This window comes from Bacillus sp. SIMBA_154, from assembly GCF_046536015.1.
Taxonomy (GTDB): Bacteria; Bacillota; Bacilli; order Bacillales; family Bacillaceae; genus Bacillus; species Bacillus pumilus_P.
Genome location: NZ_JAWJBV010000009.1, coordinates 39,619 through 57,773, shown reverse-complemented (window position 1 = coordinate 57,773; position 18,155 = coordinate 39,619). Strand labels below are relative to the sequence as shown.

Annotated in this window: 14 protein-coding genes; 10 read left to right on the top strand and 4 right to left on the bottom strand. The window is 41.3% G+C overall.

Annotation, left to right across the window (positions count from 1 at the left end):
• Positions 1-127 precede the first annotated feature (127 nt).
• Positions 128-490 carry a YhjD family protein gene (locus R0K30_RS13380; RefSeq protein ID WP_410611183.1) on the bottom strand — a complete coding sequence of 121 codons (363 nt, stop codon included), beginning with the start codon at positions 488-490 and terminating at the stop codon, positions 128-130.
• Between the two features lie 161 nt (positions 491-651).
• Between R0K30_RS13380 and R0K30_RS13375 the strand changes: the two genes are divergently transcribed.
• Together R0K30_RS13375 and lepB are read left to right on the top strand one after the other, a co-directional pair.
• Entirely contained in the window at positions 652-1,269 is a 618-nt protein-coding gene (locus R0K30_RS13375) for a TVP38/TMEM64 family protein (RefSeq protein WP_099728132.1), read from the top strand.
• Positions 1,269-1,781: a signal peptidase I gene (gene lepB, locus R0K30_RS13370; RefSeq protein WP_410611180.1), complete on the top strand. Its 513-nt coding sequence runs from the start codon at positions 1,269-1,271 to the stop codon at positions 1,779-1,781. The genes R0K30_RS13375 and lepB overlap by 1 nt, the downstream gene beginning before the upstream one ends.
• Before the next feature lie 36 nt (positions 1,782-1,817).
• Here the strand turns inward: lepB and R0K30_RS13365 are convergent, their stop codons facing one another.
• Positions 1,818-2,963 (bottom strand): AbrB family transcriptional regulator, encoded by a 1,146-nt coding sequence (locus R0K30_RS13365; protein WP_099728134.1) that lies wholly within the window; start codon positions 2,961-2,963, stop codon positions 1,818-1,820.
• A 270-nt stretch (positions 2,964-3,233) separates the two neighbouring features.
• Here R0K30_RS13365 and R0K30_RS13360 point away from each other — a divergent pair, with 270 nt between their 5' ends.
• Genes R0K30_RS13360 through R0K30_RS13350 form a run of 3 tightly spaced genes read left to right on the top strand, consistent with a single transcriptional unit; the run spans position 3,234 to position 4,955 of the window.
• Positions 3,234-3,656, top strand: a complete 423-nt coding sequence (locus R0K30_RS13360) for a BlaI/MecI/CopY family transcriptional regulator (RefSeq protein ID WP_024425495.1) — start codon at positions 3,234-3,236, stop codon at positions 3,654-3,656.
• Positions 3,649-4,488, top strand: coding sequence for a M56 family metallopeptidase (locus R0K30_RS13355; RefSeq protein WP_230030943.1), 840 nt, complete (start codon positions 3,649-3,651; stop codon positions 4,486-4,488). Before R0K30_RS13360 ends, R0K30_RS13355 begins: the two co-directional genes overlap by 8 nt.
• A 56-nt stretch (positions 4,489-4,544) precedes the next feature.
• On the top strand, positions 4,545-4,955 hold the full coding sequence (locus R0K30_RS13350) for a DoxX family protein (protein ID WP_099728136.1): 411 nt from the start codon (positions 4,545-4,547) through the stop codon (positions 4,953-4,955).
• A gap of 194 nt (positions 4,956-5,149) precedes the next feature.
• Here the strand turns inward: R0K30_RS13350 and R0K30_RS13345 are convergent, their stop codons facing one another.
• Positions 5,150-5,596, bottom strand: a complete 447-nt coding sequence (locus R0K30_RS13345; protein WP_099728137.1) for a ferritin-like domain-containing protein — start codon at positions 5,594-5,596, stop codon at positions 5,150-5,152.
• A gap of 166 nt (positions 5,597-5,762) precedes the next feature.
• On the opposite strand from R0K30_RS13345, the gene addB reads away from it, so the two are divergent.
• From addB to R0K30_RS13320, 5 genes are read left to right on the top strand one after another with little or no spacing between them, the layout of a single operon-like run.
• On the top strand, positions 5,763-9,272 hold the full coding sequence (addB, locus tag R0K30_RS13340; RefSeq protein WP_410611176.1) for a helicase-exonuclease AddAB subunit AddB: 3,510 nt from the start codon (positions 5,763-5,765) through the stop codon (positions 9,270-9,272).
• Entirely contained in the window at positions 9,250-12,954 is a 3,705-nt protein-coding gene (gene addA, locus R0K30_RS13335; protein WP_410611174.1) for a helicase-exonuclease AddAB subunit AddA, read from the top strand. Before addB ends, addA begins: the two co-directional genes overlap by 23 nt.
• A gap of 26 nt (positions 12,955-12,980) precedes the next feature.
• Complete coding sequence (gene sbcD, locus R0K30_RS13330; RefSeq protein ID WP_099728140.1) at positions 12,981-14,156, top strand: exonuclease subunit SbcD; 1,176 nt, start codon at positions 12,981-12,983, stop codon at positions 14,154-14,156.
• Entirely contained in the window at positions 14,153-17,548 is a 3,396-nt protein-coding gene (sbcC, locus tag R0K30_RS13325; RefSeq protein ID WP_410611172.1) for an exonuclease subunit SbcC, read from the top strand. Before sbcD ends, sbcC begins: the two co-directional genes overlap by 4 nt.
• 19 nt (positions 17,549-17,567) lie before the next feature.
• The gene (locus tag R0K30_RS13320) at positions 17,568-17,867 is read left to right on the top strand and encodes an HNH endonuclease family protein (protein WP_099728142.1); all 300 of its coding nucleotides are present in this window, start codon (positions 17,568-17,570) and stop codon (positions 17,865-17,867) included.
• A 47-nt stretch (positions 17,868-17,914) separates the two neighbouring features.
• Here the strand turns inward: R0K30_RS13320 and R0K30_RS13315 are convergent, their stop codons facing one another.
• A complete protein-coding gene (locus R0K30_RS13315) occupies positions 17,915-18,133 on the bottom strand; it encodes a spore germination protein (protein ID WP_003211468.1) in 219 nt (72 codons plus the stop codon).
• Between the last annotated feature and the right edge of the window lie 22 nt (positions 18,134-18,155).

Here is an 18,155-nt window from a genome sequence, read left to right as displayed (position 1 = left end):
ATTCTTTTAATAGTAGAGGGTTGCAGGCATCGTTGGGTACCACACGCCATTTAAAGCAAGCACCCAGCCATCGATCAATTCGGCAAAAATCGAAGGGCCCCTTTATTTTTGTAAAATATAACCATTTTTAATTTTCTTGATGGAGAAAATAATGAGTAAGCAGTTCCTCTACACGATGTCGTATACGCGGATTAAAGTATTTATGCTTTTCTTCATAGCCATTCATGATAAATAAATACGTCGTAAACCCTTCATCGTGTTCAATTTGCTGTACCTTCATTTTTTCTTTACGTAAATGCTGCTTCAGCTGATAAAGTGCTTTTTGAGCTTCCTGTAATGCAGAGGTGACAAGCCGAATATATGGTTCATTTAGTTTAAATGTTTGATGTTCTTTTAAGTGTGTCAAATCACGATTGAGGATGGAGATGACCATTGGAAGAAAGATGGCCTGTTCCATCATCTGAAGCTGTATTGTTGATAGCCTTGTCATGTCCATACCTGCTTTCTTTATGAATAGAACATTTGTTCTTGTTTATTATATCGAATGAGTCAAAGAATCTCAAGGGGGGGATGGAGAGGGGATTCATTTGTATATTTTTATGTTTTCCATGTAAAATGAAAAGTAGACAAACCTTGAAGGAGTCAAACAAGTTGCCATCATTTCTTTCTATCTTTACTCATGAAAATATCACATCATTTTTTGAGAGCTACAAGGCCTTTGGACCAATTGTGGCTATATTGCTCCCTTTAATAGAAGCATTTCTACCGTTTTTACCTCTTGTTGCGTTTGCTGTGGCAAATGCAAATGCGTTCGGCCTTTGGGAAGGCTTTTTATTGACCTGGATCGGTGCAAGCGCAGGGTCTATCCTTGTCTTTGTACTGATCAGAAAATTTGGGCAGATGAGAATGCTGAACTTTATCAGCAGACACCCTTCCATTAAGAAATTGATGCTTTGGGTGGAAAAGCGGGGATTTGGTCCGTTATTTATTTTACTCTGCTTTCCTTTCACACCTTCTGCTGCCGTTAATGTAGTAGCAGGTCTATCAAGAATTAGCATCTGGCAATTTTCATTAGCTGCTTTATCAGGTAAGTGTGTCATGCTCTTTATCATTAGTTTTATTGGCTATGATCTTTCTGCTTTAGTAAAGAATCCGTTAAGAAGTGTTTTTGCGGTTCTAGTTATCGCTTTATTATGGTATGTTGGAAAGAGAGTAGAAAATAGGTTGAATATTCGAATGAGCAAGCGTGAGGACAAAGGAGGCTCTTAATGAAAAAGAAGCCATTACTATGGTTGATGATGATTACATCCATCGTCTTATTGTTCCAAGTAAAGAATTTCATGTTTGTCACGTACAAAGTAGAAGGGGTTAGTATGGACCCGACATTTACAGATGGAACAGAATTATTAATCAATAAGTTCTCGCCAAAACTCACGAAAATTAACCGGTTTGATTACGTTTTATTTCACGGGCCTAAAAATCAAATTTTGATCAAACGGGTCATTGGGCTTCCAGGAGAAAAGATCAAGTATGAAGATGATCAGCTATTTGTCAACGGAGCAAAGTGGAAAGAACCGTACTTAAAAGAACAGAAAAAACATAAAATGGGGAACGTCCTGACAGGAGATTTTCAGCTGAAAGCCATCACAGGACACGATAAAATACAAAAAAATCATTACTTCGTGGTCGGAGATAACCGAATACATAGCTTTGACAGCCGGCATTTTGGGACCATCTCAAAGGACCAAGTAGTCGGTGTAAAGAGGAATAACGATGAATAAAAAAGAGGCGCTCTGCTCATGCAAAGCGTCTCTTTTTTATTTTGCAGCTTTATAATCAGTCTGTCTTTTTGCCCAGAAATGATGTAAGAATCGAAAAAACGGTGGCAGCATGGCAATCACAAGAATGATTCTGACGACTTGTACAGCGACAACAAAGGTAGAGTCCTCGTGAAGGGTGACTGCTGTTGTCGCCATTTCTGCAATACCCCCAGGCGAAAAAGCAAGAATGGCTGTAATGACAGAAATACCTGTGATTTCTGCAATGGCAATTGAACTGAGAACAGTCGCAGCAATCAGCCCGGCTGAACTGACGACGGCCACAATGAAGGTGTTTTTTAGCCCAACAAACATCTGCTTATTCATTTTTGAACCGATGGTGGCACCTAGAAATACCTGTGAAGCAATATTCGTTTGTGCTGGCCAATAAGGAATCAAATCATGACCTGTGAGCGCACCTGCACCTACTTGAAGAGCTGCGACCCCTAACATGCTGCCGATCAGCCAAGGGGCAGGAAAGTGAAGCCGAACCGCTAGGCGTGACATGAGCCACGCCCCTAAAATGAGCGCGGCGGTCCAAGAGATGTTTGACAGTGTGAAAACGCCTGATGAGAAGGCACTGCCCTGTGCTGCTATAACCGCATCAGATTGATTTTTTGTATTTAAATAGAACACCGTAAATGGGATGGTGAGTACAACCATTAATACACGTATCGTTTGTACGAGACTCACAACAGCTGTATTTGCTCCAACCTCTTGGGCAATCCCCGGCATTGCGGATAGGCCGCCTGGTGCAGTTCCGACAAAGCTGGTCAGCATATCTGTTTTGCTCAGCTTCCATAAGAGAAAGCCGGAGAGCATCGCTAGTAGTATAGAAAAGACGAGCATGAAACTCACTGGGAGCCAATTGTCAGCGAAAATGTGAATGACTTTCATGTTCATTTTCTGTCCAAGTTCGATTCCGAGAATGAATTGACCAAGGAGTAGCCATCTGCTGTGAATACGTATGGTGTTGTTTCCTTTACGCTGAAACAGGGTGGGGCGGCGCATGGCAATAAATGCAGCTGTGATTAACGTACCGACCATCCAGCCAATAGACATTCCTGTTAAAGACAAAAGAAATCCACCTAAACCGCTTATCGCGATCAGAATCAGATCGGCTCGAAGGCTGTTTCCTTGTTTCATCACATGTAAACCTTCTTCCTATATGTTTGTTCAGTAAGTGAAATGTTGTTATATTCACTATAATACAAAAGTCTCTATAAATAAAATACGAATTTTTTCACCATTTTCATAAGATTATCTTATCGTTAATACGCTCTATTTATCTTCATGTAATATAAAGATATCATTTTTACCAAAAGCAACAACAACACACAACGATTTTCCCCTATTTTTGTTATCAGTTGACTATCATTTTCAATTACACTACAATGCTTAGTGTGGGGTGATGACATGAAAATTCCTTCTTTTAAATATAACGAAAAGGGATTGAATCGTTTTTTTGGTCCTTTAGAGGGAAGGATTATGGAGATTCTTTATCAAGGCGAGGATATGCCGATTAAAGAGGTACAGCAGAAGCTGTCAGATGAGAAGCCGATTAATTTCAACACGGTGATGACTGTGCTGAATCGCTTAACCGAAAAAGGAATTGTGGAAAAGAAAACAAAAGGGCGTTCATCTATTTATAATCCCATTTTAACAAAAGAAGAATTTCTAAATGAGCAAACAAAGTGGATTACGCAAGGGCTGATGGATGATTTCGGTCCACTGGCAGTGAATCATATGGTAGATGCGATTGAAAGTGCTGATCCTGAATTACTCAAAGTACTTGAAGCAAGGCTTGCATCAAAAAAAGAGGAGCAGCAAAATGAATAAAATGAAGTCGAGTCTGCTTTTTTTAGGCGGTATATTGATTGGTTTAGCGATTTTTTATCAGATGGGGTATTATGTGCTCTCAAGCTTTTTCGGGTGGAATCAAGCATATAACCTGATCCATGTATGCCAGTCTGTTCTCGAATTCTACGGATTCACTCCTTTAAAATATTTTCTGGATGCTTTAGTTCTCTACACATTGGGATTTGCGGTTTTCTATATGACGAAGCAAATCAGAAAGTACATCCAATTCAAAGGAAATATGATGATGGCAGTCGATCAGGAAACGACCGATTTTCTATCAGAGAAATATGCAAACGACATCATTGTTTTTCATTGTCATGAACCACTTGCTTTTGCAATGGGGATGCTTCATCCAAAGGTTTACTTATCAACGGCACTTATGGACATGCTTGATGAAGGGGAGATTGATGCTGTTGTTCATCATGAATTGCATCACAAATACAGCTATGACCCTTTAAAGGCTTTCGCTTTTTCAATGCTCACAAAAGTGATTTGGTACATTCCAGTGTTAAAGCATATGAGACAAAGTTACTCCGTTTTTCGTGAAGTGATTGCAGATGACTATGCTATTCGGCAGACAGGCACGGAGCTTGGAGTGGGGCAGGCCCTCTTGAAACTCATTAAAAAGAGAACCCAGTTTCAAAAACAAACGAAGTTTGCGGTGTCCTTTGGAGATCGGGCGTTAAATTTAAGAATACAAAAGATCTTAAACCCAACATACAATATTCCTTTCAATGTACCGCTCATTCCAATCGTGACATCAGCCATCCTCATGGTGGTCTTAATGATTATGCTCAACCTAAATTACTAATTTTTTTACTTATTCACATTACATTATGTAGTGTAAAAACAGGAGGAAATCACTATATGAAAACGAATCAAGAAATAGGAACACTTTTCGTACGCGTTATCCTAGGTATTATTTTCTTTTTACACGGGCTTCAGGCTTATCAAGGAGGGCTAGGGGGCACAGCTGCATTCTTTGGTCAAATCGGTGTGCCGGAATTTATGGCCTATATTGTGAAGACAATTGAGCTGGTCGGTGGAATTGCCCTGATTTTAGGTCTAGGAACACGTATTTTCGCAGCTTTATTTGTGCCAATTATGGCTGTGGCGATTATAACAGTTAGTTTTTCCAAAGGATTTGTTGGCGGTTATGAATTTGAACTTTCTTTATTGGTCATGGCGCTTTATTTGACACTTAGCGGCAGTAAGATACTGTCAATTGATGGGTTGTTAAAACATCAGCAGCAAAACAATGAAGCAAAATTTCATTAAAATATCATGAAAAACTCCTCCTGCTTTTTGTAGCAGAGGAGTTTTTTTTGGTCAAATCGCCTTTTTCTCGTTTGAAAAAGTGAAAGAGATGAGAGGTTTTGTTGATGATAGCAGTTTATTTCACATGTTGAACGAAGAAAAAGGGATTTTCATTTTTTGACGGAACGTATGATCTCCTATTAAAATGAGACTACCTAGGAAACATGGTGCGTTAAAAGATATAAAAACCACACCGCATGCTGCTGTTCATCTGAAGCGATACGTTTCATTAATTCTTTTGTTCCTTGATCCCGGACATAGTCTGATATCGATAAGTAAAAATCGACCGTTTTTTGTTCGTCTTTAAAGGCGAAAACAAGGCCTTCTCTGAATTGATCTGGACAAGTTTCTGTCATGCTTGGTTTGTGGTTTTTACCAGTTAAAGAATAGTATAGCTTTGAAAACAGTTGATAGTGTCTGACTTCATCCTGGCGTATTTCTTGAATGATTTTTTTCGCCTCAGGATTATTTGCTTTTTGGGCAAGTTTTTCGTAGCATTGGATCGCAGAATATTCACCATTAAGAGCCTTCTCAAGGTCTGAAATGATTCTTGTGTTTTGGCGAATGTCATAGGGCGAGTAGTCATAGTAACCGTAATACATGATATTGCCAGCTCCTTTTAGATCATGATGGTTTATGATATGAAAAGAGCTAGGAAAGGTGCCTATTTCTTTTCAATGAAGAAGGAGAAAGGGAATATGATAGGAAAATAGCTATTTACCCTTATTTTCGCTAGAATATGAGTACATAAGAAAGGTGTTGTGGAACGTGGAAATTCAGTTTTTAGCAGGCAGATCGGGGAGTGGAAAAACGACTGCAATCTTAGAGGAGATAAAAGAACAGCTTCGGCTTGATCCGTTGGGTCCGCCAATCATTTTTTTAGTCCCGGATCAAATGACATTTTTAATGGAATACGAGCTTGCAAAAACGTCTGAAGCTGGCGGAATGATTAGGGCCAAAGTATTTAGTTTTACTCGTCTTGCTTGGTCTATTTTACAGCAGACTGGCGGAGCGAACCGGCAATTTGTCACAAGCACAGGGATTCAAATGCTTTTAAGAAAAGTGATTGAAGAGCAGAAAGAAAAGTTTAAAGTATTCAAAAAAGCGAGTGATAAGCCGGGGTTTGTTGAGCAAATAGAAAAAACGATGGCTGAATTCAAAAGGTACTGCATGCTGCCGGAGGATATTGAAAAAATTTCAGCGTCCAGCATGCATTCAGAGTATACAGAAGAAAGACGGGCAGCAGAAAAACTGCATGATCTGCATGTTCTTTATCAGCAGATGGAGCAGCATTTACAAGATGAATATGTGCACTCAGAAGATTATTTGACACTTCTTACGCAGCAAATTCCTTTATCTGATGAACTAAAAGGAGCGCATATTTATATAGATGGTTTTTATCAGTTTACCCCGCAGCAGCTTCTCGTCATTGAGCAGCTCCTGCTGCATGCCACAAAAGTAACCGCTGCTTTCACAGTGGATCGTTCATATCATGACACGCAGCCAAATGAACTTGATCTATTTCGCATGACAGGCAAAACGTATTTTCAACTCTATCAGCTTGCCAAAGAGTGCGGAGCGGACATTTCTGAGAACATTTTGGAGAGAAATAAACGGCATCTTCATACACCAGACCTAGCTTATTTAGAAAATCAATATGAGCAGAGACCGCTGCAGCCGTATCAAGAAGAAACGCCTCATCTCACAGTATCTAAAAGTGCAAACAAACGAGCTGAGATTGAGGGAGTAGCGAGAGACATTCTTGATTTAGTGAGAGAGGACGGCTTCAGGTTACGAGATATTTCGGTTGTTGCAAGGCATGTAGACGACTATAAAGATACGTTAAAAGAGGTTTTTCGAGATTACGATATTCCTTTTTTTATTGATGGAAATGAATCGATGCAGTATCATCCGCTCATTGAATTGATTCGTTCGAGCTTGGACGTCATAAAAGGGAACTGGCGGTATGAAGCAGTGTTTCGCTGTGTGAAAACAGAGTTCCTATTTCCGCTAGAACTCGCTAAGAACAAAGCGAGAGAACAGGCAGATCAGCTCGAAAACTATTGTATTGCTTATGGTGTAAAAGGGGAACGCTGGACAAACGGCTCCCGTTTTCATTACAGGCGATTCCAATCATTAGATGAAGATTTTGGACAAACAGATCAAGAAATTGAAATGGAACAAATGCTGAATGACGTGAAAGAATGGATTGTTCCCCCTCTTTTTCAATTGCAAAAAAGATTGAAAAAAGCACAAAAGGTGAGGGATATGGTAGAGGCCATCTATGTCTTTCTAGAGGAAATACAAGTGCCGGATAAGCTTGAAAAGGCAAGGCTTGAGGCTGAAGAAACAGGTAGATTAGCTGAAGCGATGCAGCATGGACAAGTATGGGATGCTGTTATTCAATTAATGGATGAATTTGTTGAAATGCTCGGAGAAGAGGAGCTCTCATTTCCTTTATTCCAACAGATGATGGATACAGGTCTAGCATCTCTAAAGTTTGCTTTGATTCCGCCTTCACTTGACCAAGTATTTATCGGAAGTATGGATCTATCTAGAATGTATCAAGTGAAGTGCACGTTTATCATTGGTGTAAATGATGGCGTTATTCCAGCGCGTCCTTCTGATGAAAGTGTATTGTCTGAGGATGACCGGGAATGGTTAAAGCGAGCAGGAGCAGAGCTGGCAGAGACAGGGAAGGAACGGCTGCTAGATGAGCAATTTTTAATTTACCAAGCGTTATCAAGTCCATCCCGTCATTTGTATCTATCCTATTCGGCTTCAGATGAAGAAGGACGTTCTCTATTGCCTTCGACTTTCATCAAGTATTGCCAAGAGCTTATGCCAAATCACCAGCATGCTCTTTATGTGTTAGATCCAGAACAGCTGGATGACGAGGATCAATTAAAATTTATAGCGAATGAGCATGTCTCGTTATCCTATACCGTCTCGCAGCTGCAGCAATGGCTCAATCAATATCCCATCAGCGATGTATGGTGGAGTGTATATAATGATTTAATGACGTCACCCAATCGGGATGTTTCAAAAAAGATCATGTCAAGTTTGTTTTTTACAAATAGAGCGAAGCGTTTAAAGCCAAATGTCACAAAAGAGCTTTACGGTGATCATATTCAAGGCAGTGTTTCAAGGATGGAGAAATTCAATGCGTGTGCATTTTCTCACTTTGCTTCTCACGGGTTAAAACTAAAGGATCGACAATTTTACAAATTGGAAGCACCCGATATCGGTCAGCTGTTTCACTCAGCTTTAAAACATATTTCAGATACGCTCATTGAACAAAAAAAGGATTGGAAGAACTTAACGAAGGAAGATTGTGTCACCTACTCAAGACATGCGATTGAACAGCTTGCTCCGCGTCTGCAAAAGGAAATTTTATTAAGCTCTAATCGGCATGCTTATATTAAAGAAAAACTTCAGAAGATCCTGATTCGCGTCTCTTCTATATTAAGTGAACATGCCAAAGTGAGTGGATTTTCTCCAGTTGGACTTGAATTAGGTTTTGGAGGTCAAGGGCCTCTGCCGCCGTTTACTTTTCAATTGAAAAATGGCTGTACGATGGAGCTTGTCGGAAGAATAGACCGAGTGGATAAAGCAGAAGGTTCAAAAGGGCTGCTTTTGAGAATTGTCGACTATAAGTCCAGCGAGAAAGGGCTGGATTTAGCAGAGGTATACTATGGCTTGGCCTTGCAAATGCTCACTTACTTAGACCTGACAATTACTTATTCTAAAGAATGGCTAGGCATGGAGGCGACTCCTGCTGGAATTTTATATTTCCATATTCATGATCCTCTCATTCAAGCGCCTATTCCGCTCGCAGAGGATGAAATTGAGCAGGAAATATTCAAGAAATTTAAAATGAAGGGTCTGCTGCTTGAAGATGTAGAAGCAGTAAAACTAATGGATCAAACGCTTGAGTCAGGATTATCCCAAGTCATTCAAGCGGGCTTGAAAAAGGATGGATCTTTCCGTTCGGATTCTGCAGTTTTAAGTGAAGATCATTTCCACATACTCACCAAACACGTTCGGCGCACTTTTGAAGAGGCAGGAGAAAGAATTACGAACGGTGAGGTAGAAATTAATCCATATAAATTGAAGGATCAAACACCTTGCCGCTTTTGTTCATTCAAGTCTATTTGCCAGTTTGATGAATCAATAGAGGACAATGAATTTAGAGTGCTCACATCAGAGAAAGATGATGTCATGATAGACCGGATCAAAAAAGAAGGAGATCAGTATGCAAATACCAAAACCGAATAACAGTACTTGGACGGATGACCAATGGGAAGCCATCGTTTCAGAAGGACAGGATATCCTTGTTGCTGCTGCGGCGGGGTCAGGTAAAACAGCTGTCTTGGTTGAACGGCTGATTCGAAAAATGACCCGGCCTGAGGATCCAGTTGACGTAGACCGTCTGCTCGTTGTGACTTTTACAAATGCATCTGCGGCAGAAATGAAGCACCGGATCACTGAAGCACTTGAAAAAGAGTTATCCAAAAACCCAGGGTCACTTCATATGAGAAGACAGCTGTCCCTCATGAATCGAGCCAATATTTCTACCTTGCACTCCTTTTGCTTGCAAGTTCTACGCACCTTTTATTATGAGATTGATCTTGATCCAGGCTTTCGTTTGGCTGATCAAACAGAAGGAGAATTATTAGGAGATGAAGTGTTAGATGAGCTGTTTGAAGATGAATATAAGGCTGGAAAGCAAGCATTCTTTGAACTGGTTGATCGTTACACATCGGATCGGCATGACTTAGATTTGCAATGGCTCGTGAAAAGAATTTATGAATTTTCTAGGTCTCATCCTTCTCCGGAGCAATGGATGCGGGCATTCCTTTCTCTTTATGATGTGGATGCACAAACAAAAGTAGAAAAATTACCATTTTATCCATATATAAGAGAGGATCTTTCTCTCGTTTTCCGGAGCTGTCAGGAGCTGCTCGAACGAGCTCTTACCCTATCAAAAGAGCCGGGTGGTCCAGCACCGAGAGCAGAGAATTTTATAGATGATTTAGAGCAAGTACATGAATTAATCAGGCATCAAGATGATTTTGAGAAGCTTTATGAGCTCTTACCGAACATCAATTTTAAAAGGCTAAAGACGTGCAAAGGGGACGAATACGACCCTGTTCTGTTAGAAAAAGCCACAGATGCACGCAATCAAGCGAAAAAACAATTAGAAAAGCTAAAAGATGAATACTTTATGCGCAGTCCTGCACAGCATTTAAATAGCTTGGCTGAAATGAAGCCAGTTGTTGGGACCCTTGTGGAGCTTGTCATCCAATTTGGAGAACGTTTCGAAAGAGCAAAACAAGAAAAATCAATCGTAGACTTTTCAGATTTAGAGCATTATTGCTTACGCATTTTAGCGAAGCAGGACGCGGAAGGAAATTTGATCGAAACAGAAGCAGCTAAATACTATCAACAGCAATTTGAAGAAGTGCTCGTTGATGAATACCAGGATACAAACCTTGTACAAGAAACGATTTTAAAGCTTGTGTCTAAAGGGGAACATCCTGCAGAAGGCAACCTTTTTATGGTTGGTGATGTAAAGCAGTCCATTTATCGGTTTAGACTGGCTGAGCCAATGCTCTTTTTAAACAAATATAAACACTTTAAAACAGACGGCAATGAAACAGGTAAGAGAATTGATTTAAATAAAAACTTCCGTAGCCGTTCTGATGTTTTAGACTGTACGAACTTTTTGTTCAAACAGCTGATGGGGGAAACAGTTGGAGAAATTGAATATGATGAACAAGCTGAATTAAAGCTTGGGGCGAGTTATCCGCAAAGCAAAGATACAACGACAGAAATGCTCCTTGTCCATCTAGATCAACATGAAGCGGAAAGCGACGAAGAACGAGAAGAACTAGAGACCGTGCAATTTGAGGCGAGGGTCATTGCAAAGAAAATAAAAGAATTGGTTGAACAGCCTTTTCAAGTGTACGATGCAAAACAGCAAATGACCCGCAACTTGCAATATCGAGATATCGTGATTTTGCTTCGTTCTATGCCGTGGGCCCCGCAAATGATGGAGGAATTGAAGAAGCAGGGAATCCCTGTGTATGCGAATCTTTCGTCAGGCTATTTCGAAGCAACAGAGGTGTCTGTGATTCTTTCTCTGTTAAAAGTAATCGATAATCCATATCAGGATATCCCGCTTGCAGCTGTTTTAAGATCACCTATTGTTCATTTAGACGAAAATGAAATGGCACTTATGAGAACGAGTGATAAAAAAGGCACTTATTATGATGCTGTGAAGGCATTCATGAGTGTAACCCATTCTGATCACCCTACATGCAAAAAACTAGAGAGATTCTTCCGATTTCTGCGTAAGTGGCGTGATTTCTCCATGAATCATTCGGTAGCAGAATTGATTTGGGAAGTGTACCGCGATACCCAGTATGTAGATTATGTTGGCGGGATGCCTGGCGGGAAGCAGAGGCAGGCAAATCTTCGTGCTCTTTATGATCGAGCAAAGCAGTATGAAAAGGCTGCCTTTAGAGGACTGTTTCGATTCCTTCGTTTTATTGAAAGAATGCAAGAGCGTGGAGATGATCTTGGAGCAGCGAAAACGTTCAGTGAAACAGAGGACGTTGTTCGCATGATGACGATTCACAGCAGTAAAGGTTTAGAATTTCCCGTTGTCTTTACCGCAGGACTCGGCAGGAACTTTAATATGATGGACTTAAACCAGTCCTACTTGCTCGATAAAGAACTAGGCTTTGGAAGCAAATATATTCATCCAGAGCTGAGAATTAGTTATGCGACATTACCGCTTGTGGCGATGAAAAAAAAGATGAGAAAAGAGTTATTATCTGAAGAGCTGAGGGTTCTATACGTGGCGCTTACAAGGGCCAAGGAAAAATTATTCCTTGTTGGCTCCGTCAAAAATCAGGTGAAAGCATTAAGTAAATGGCAAAATGCCGCAAATGGAGAAGAGTGGCTCCTCCCTGATTTTGAACGATACCAAGCCAAAACTTACTTAGATTTTATAGGACCTGCTCTCATCCGTCATCAAGCGATGTCATCCATTTTAGAAGAAGCAGGCGATGTTGTTCTCTCGCATCCATCATCATTCACCATCTCATTTACTCAAGCCTCAGATCTTCTAAAAGAAGATGTGTCACTTGAAAAGAAGCAGCATGACGAAGTGGTACAAGCATTAATGGAAGGTCTTCCTGTTGAAGGACGTGGTGATTATGAAGAGGAGGTTGCCGAGAGACTCTCATGGAAATACCCATATGTAGCGGCCTCGCAAGTCGGTACAAAGCAGTCTGTCTCAGAGATAAAAAGGATGAAAGAAGTACAGGATGAGTACAGTGTTCCTGCTTCTATTCGAAAAGCTCGTGCAACCTTGTATGACCGGCCGGCTTTTATGAAGAAAAAAACACTCACTGCCGCAGAACAAGGTACTGCGATGCATACAGTCATGCAGCACATTCCGCTTCCTTCAGAAGAGCCTTATGATGAATCTCGTATAGAGCAGCTGCTCGATTCCTTACAGCAGCGAGACTTACTAACAGATGAGCAAATCCTGTCTATTGATCGAGAAGGGATCATGGCCTTCTTTTCTACTTCTATTGGTCAAAAACTGCGGAAAGCGGACTGGGTGAAACGAGAAGTGTCATTTAGTATGATTTTACCTGTCAAAGAGGTGTACAGCCATATTGATGCAGAGGATGAACCTGTGCTTATTCAAGGAATGATTGATTGTTTGTTTGAAGTAGATGGAAAGCTTTATTTACTTGATTATAAAACAGATAGAGTGCAAGGCAGATATTCTGGCGGACTAGAGGCTGCCGAACCGATTTTGAAAAAGCGCTATGAAACCCAATTAGCGTTATACGCAGCAGCAGTAGAACGTTTAACAAACAGATCATTAGAGGGGAAAATTCTCTATTTCTTCGATGGGAATTTAGAAATTTCTTTATAAAAATAACGGAATGAGAGGTGAATCACATGAGGATTCTGCATACAGCGGATTGGCATCTCGGTAAAACCCTTGAAGGCCGAAGCCGGCTTGACGAGCAAGCTCAGTTTTTAGATGAACTGTATCAAATCGTCAAAGACGAACAAATTGATGTCATTGTGATGGCTGGTGATGCCTTTGATACAGTGAACCCACCAGCTAGAGCAGAGCAGCTTTTTTATGAAAGTCTGTCTGCATTATCTGATAAAGGAAAGCGTCAGGTTGTGGTCATCTCAGGCAACCATGATAATCCAGATCGCTTATCAGCCGCATCTCCTTTAACAAATGATCAGGGGATTCATTTAATTGGCTATCCGACAAATGACATGATCCGCGTCAATGTTCCTTCTTCAAGTGAACGTCTATCCATTGCAGCACTCGCTTATCCGTCCGAGGCGAGGCTAAACGAGGTGCTGGCTGAAACATTTGAAGAGAAACTGCTTCGTGATCATTACAATTTAAAAATACAACAAGCGTTTCAACATTTAAGTGCTCAATTCCAAGCTGATACCGTCAATATCGCAACGAGCCATATTTATGTGGCAGGAGGAAGTCAAACAGATTCAGAAAGACCGATTGAAGTAGGAGGTGCATATACCGTTGCGGCTGAAAGTCTTCCCGAAGCCGCATGTTATGTCGCACTTGGTCATTTGCATCGTCCGCAAACTATCAAACGTGCCAAAACGATTGCCCGCTATTCTGGATCACCGCTTGCTTATAGCTTTTCAGAGTCAGGCTATGCCAAATCAGTCACCATTGTAGATGCAAAGCCTAATGAAAAAGCAAGCTGGAAAGAAGTGTTTTTATCAAGCGGTAAACCACTTGTGAAGTGGAAGGCGACTGAGGGGCTGAGTCAAGTACACGAGTGGCTAGATGAGAAACGGGATCTTCATGCCTGGATTGATTTAGAGATTCATTTAACAGATCAACTGTCAATTGAAGAGATCCATCAGCTCCGAAAGCAGCATAGTGGTTTTGTCCACATTAGACCAAAGTTCAAAGAATTAGAGAAAATAGAAGAAGAAAAACAAGTGGAAAAGCTCTCAATCGAAGAGCGATTCGTGAAATTTTATGAACGCCAGACAGGTGGCGGTCTGCCTGATGAAAAAACAGTCAAGCTGTTTTTAGAGCTTGCCAATGACATGCAAGAGGAGGAAGCGACTTGAAGCCGATCACGCTAACCATTAAAGGACTTCATAGCTTCAGAGAAGAACAAATCATTGACTTTAGCTCTTTATGTGATGCAGGTGTGTTCGGCATCTTTGGACCGACAGGAAGCGGAAAGTCATCCATATTAGATGCCATGACACTAGCACTCTATGGCAAAGTTGAACGTGCGTTAAATAATACACATGGTATTTTGAACCAAGCTGAAGAAAAACTGTCGGTTTCCTTTACATTCGCTTTGCAAAAGGAGCATCACATTTCTTATAAAGTCGAACGTGCTTTCAAGCGAGCAGATGAAATGAAGGTCAGAACGACATTATGCCGGCTGATTGAAATCAGTGATACGCAGACAGTTCTTGCAGATAAAGCGAGTGAGGTCAATCGTAAAATAGAAGAATTACTTGGATTAACAATTGATGATTTTACGAGAGCGGTTGTCTTACCACAAGGAAAGTTTGCAGAATTCCTTTCATTGAAAGGAGCCGACAGACGCCAAATGCTTCAGCGTTTGTTTAATCTAGAAAAGTATGGTGATCAGCTCGTCAAGCGTTTGCGGGCAAAGGCTCAGAACCAGTATGGGCAGAAAAATGAACTGCTGGCTGAACTGAATGGCTTAGGAGAAGCTGGCCCAGAGGCATTAGCGCAAGCGAAGGAAGCCGCAAAGCAGGCAAAGGCCATTTTTCATGAGAAAAAACAAATGCGGGACGAAGCGTTAACTGCTTTTACAAAGGCGCAAGCGATTTGGCAGTATCAAAAAGAACTAGAGGCATATGAGACTGAACAAAACAAGCTCAACCTGTTGGCACCAACGATGGAAGAGAAAAAAACTCAACTCAACATCGCGGAGCAAGCAGAGACATTAAAGCCCTATGCGGATGCATTAACAAAGGCTGAAAAGCAGCTTTCTCAAGCGTCAAAAGAGAAGCAAGAAGCAGAAAAACAGTTACTTCATCAACGAACGATCTATGAACAAATGACGCAGGAGTATGAGCGAGCCCGGCAGACAAAAATAGAGACTGAGCCAGCGCTTCTTCAAAAGAAAGAACAGCTGATTCAGTTAAAGGAAATTGAACGTAAAAAAGAGGCGGCTCTTCAGGAAAAGACGGGGCTAGAGCAGCAAAAAAATGAAAAAGCGCAGCAATTGATACAAAAAAAAGCAGAAGCAGAGAATCTCCAATCTCTATTAGAGCGTGCACTGACGAAACAAACACAGCTGAAGCGTGAGCTGGAGCCATTACAAGTCTCTGTAAAAGAGCGGAAAAGTGTACAGGAGGCTTTGCGTTTAAGTGAAAATGTTCAAAGAATCAATCAGAACATTCAAAAGGAAGAACAAAAGATTGGGGAGCTAAAAAAGCGATCCTCACAGGCTGCAGAAGCTTATGAAAAGCTTCAAAAACAGCAAAAAGACCATCATGAAAAAATAGACCAGTCGTTTCAAGCGATTGAACAACTCTATTTTTATGTATGTGAATTTGAGCGAGCTCTTACAGAATGGAGTAAGAGAGAACAAAATCAGAAGCTCGAAAAATTAAAACAGCGTGATGCTGTAAGGGCAGCAGAATTAAGAAAAGAATTAGCGGCAGAGCTTGTAGATGGTGAGCCATGTCCCGTTTGTGGGTCGATTCATCATGATCCAAAAGCTGCGATAGCCAATGACCATGAAGAAACTGTTACTCAAATCGATGAAGTCATTCAAAGAATAGACAAAGAGCTCAAGCAAGCAGAGGAATATGCTAGAGACATGTATGCCGCAAAGCAGCTGCTAGAAACGTATGCCAATCAATTAGTAAAGCAGTTCGCCTTTTTATCTCAAAAAGCCCCCGGTGCGGAGGTAGCTGCAGCAGTAGAAGCAGTGCAAAATCCGCAGTCCTTGCAGCATCTGATTCAAGAATGGAAAGCCATGAAACAAGATATTCAAGAAGTTGAACGTAAACGTGCTCGTTTAATGGATGAAACCCGTGATCAGGCAGCAGAGATGAACAAAATGGAAGATCAATTGACATTTGAACAGCAGCGTATTCAAGAATTAGAGGTACTGATCAAGGAGCTTCAATCTGAGCTTTCAGAGCAAACAACACAATTTGAGCAGGCCTTCCCGCACTTTATATTGAGCCAAGTGCAAGAGATGCAAAAGCAAATCGATGAAAAGGACCAACAAGCAGAAGGCTATAAAGAGCGTATTGAGAAAAGTATTTCGTTTTTAGAAGAAAAACAGCAGATAAAAGAGCAGCTGCAAACAACCACATACGATTTAGAGAAGGAGCTTGATAAACTAGCGCATCAGCTAGAAAGTCAGCAGCAGCTCATCCATCAATATGAAACAGATATAGGGCGATATCCATTAAAAGCTGCCTCTATTTCTGATGAACTGATCGAGGTTGAACAGTCTCTTAGTCATCTAAATGAAAAAGAACAGCAATCGTACCAGCAATTAAAGCATACGCAGCAACTGTTTAGTGAGGCGCAAAGCCATTTTTCAAGCAGTGAGCGTCAACTCCAAGAGGCTAACCAGCGAAAACAAGAAGCAGAAGCAGCATGGCAAAAAGAAACAGAGACTTCTCCTTTTCATAAGCCGCAGGAGATTGAGTCTGCTTTCATGGATCGAGCAGTACGTCATACGGTCAAACAGGAAATTGAAGAATTTGAGGATAAAAGAAAGCAGTGTGCTGCAAACTTAAAGCGAATTTCTGAACTGCTGAAAGAGGAGTCTCTAGATGAAGAGCAGTGGACAGAGGTTCAATTAAGAAAAGAAGCGGCAGAAAAGGCACTTGAAGAAACAACAGTGATGAGCGGGTCTGCACATGAACACCTGCGTGTGATTGAAGAAAATCATCAGCGCTTTGCAAGTATTCATGAACGCTTGGAAGGACTACAGCAAGAAATTGATCGGCTCGATAAGCTGCAAACTGTTTTTAAAGGGAATACATTTGTTGAGTTCCTAGCAGAAGAACAGTTAGAAAGTGTCAGCCGTGATGCATCAGCCCGTCTAGGCATTTTGACGAGACAAAGGTATGCGATTGAAGTCGACTCAGAAGGCGGTTTTGTGATGCGTGATGATGCCAATGGCGGCGTTAGACGCCCAGTGTCCAGCTTGTCTGGCGGAGAAACCTTCCTGACGTCATTGGCGCTTGCGCTTGCTCTTTCAGCGCAAATCCAGCTGAGAGGTGAGTTCCCGCTGCAATTCTTCTTCCTTGATGAAGGGTTCGGTACACTCGATCAAGACTTGTTGGATACGGTGATTACTGCACTAGAGAAACTACAGTCTCAAAATTTAGCAGTTGGTGTGATCAGCCATGTGGAAGAATTGAAGATGAGACTGCCGAAGAAACTGATTGTCCACCCAGCAGATCCAAGCGGGAAAGGGACAACGGTATCAATGGAATTAATGTAAATGTTGAGGTGATGACAGGGTGGCAAAGCAAACAATTGGATTATGTGAGCTGTGCGGAAGACAAGATGTCCTGCTCACGGAACATCACTTAACGCCAAGAGAAGAAGGTGGGGCATTTTTACCGACTGCCTTCCTGTGCATCCCTTGCCATAAACAAGTGCATGCCCTTTTTACAAACCAGGAGCTTGCCGCACGTTTGAACACGCTTGATGCGCTAAGACAAGATGAAAACCTTGTTCCGTACATCAAATGGATTCGAAAACAGCCGGCAAGCAAGCTGGTCAAAACAAAAAAATCGAGACAACGCAGAAAGAAATAAGCATAAAAAAGCACTCCTCTAAATGAAATGAGCGTAGAGGAGTCGCTTTATGCATTGCCTACCATATTCTGATCATTTAAGTCAGGATCCACATAGTTGGTGGCGCTAATGCCATTATTTAATATCAAGAAATCTCCGGTATTCCCCGCTCCAGAGCCTAAAGCAGATTTTGACGAACTTTTAGGCGAAAGGTAAAATGAGTCACCGACGTTTACGACGCCTCCAGAAATAGAGTTAATGTAAATGGGTCCGACAATTGCTGGCATAATCGACATCCTTTATTCGAAG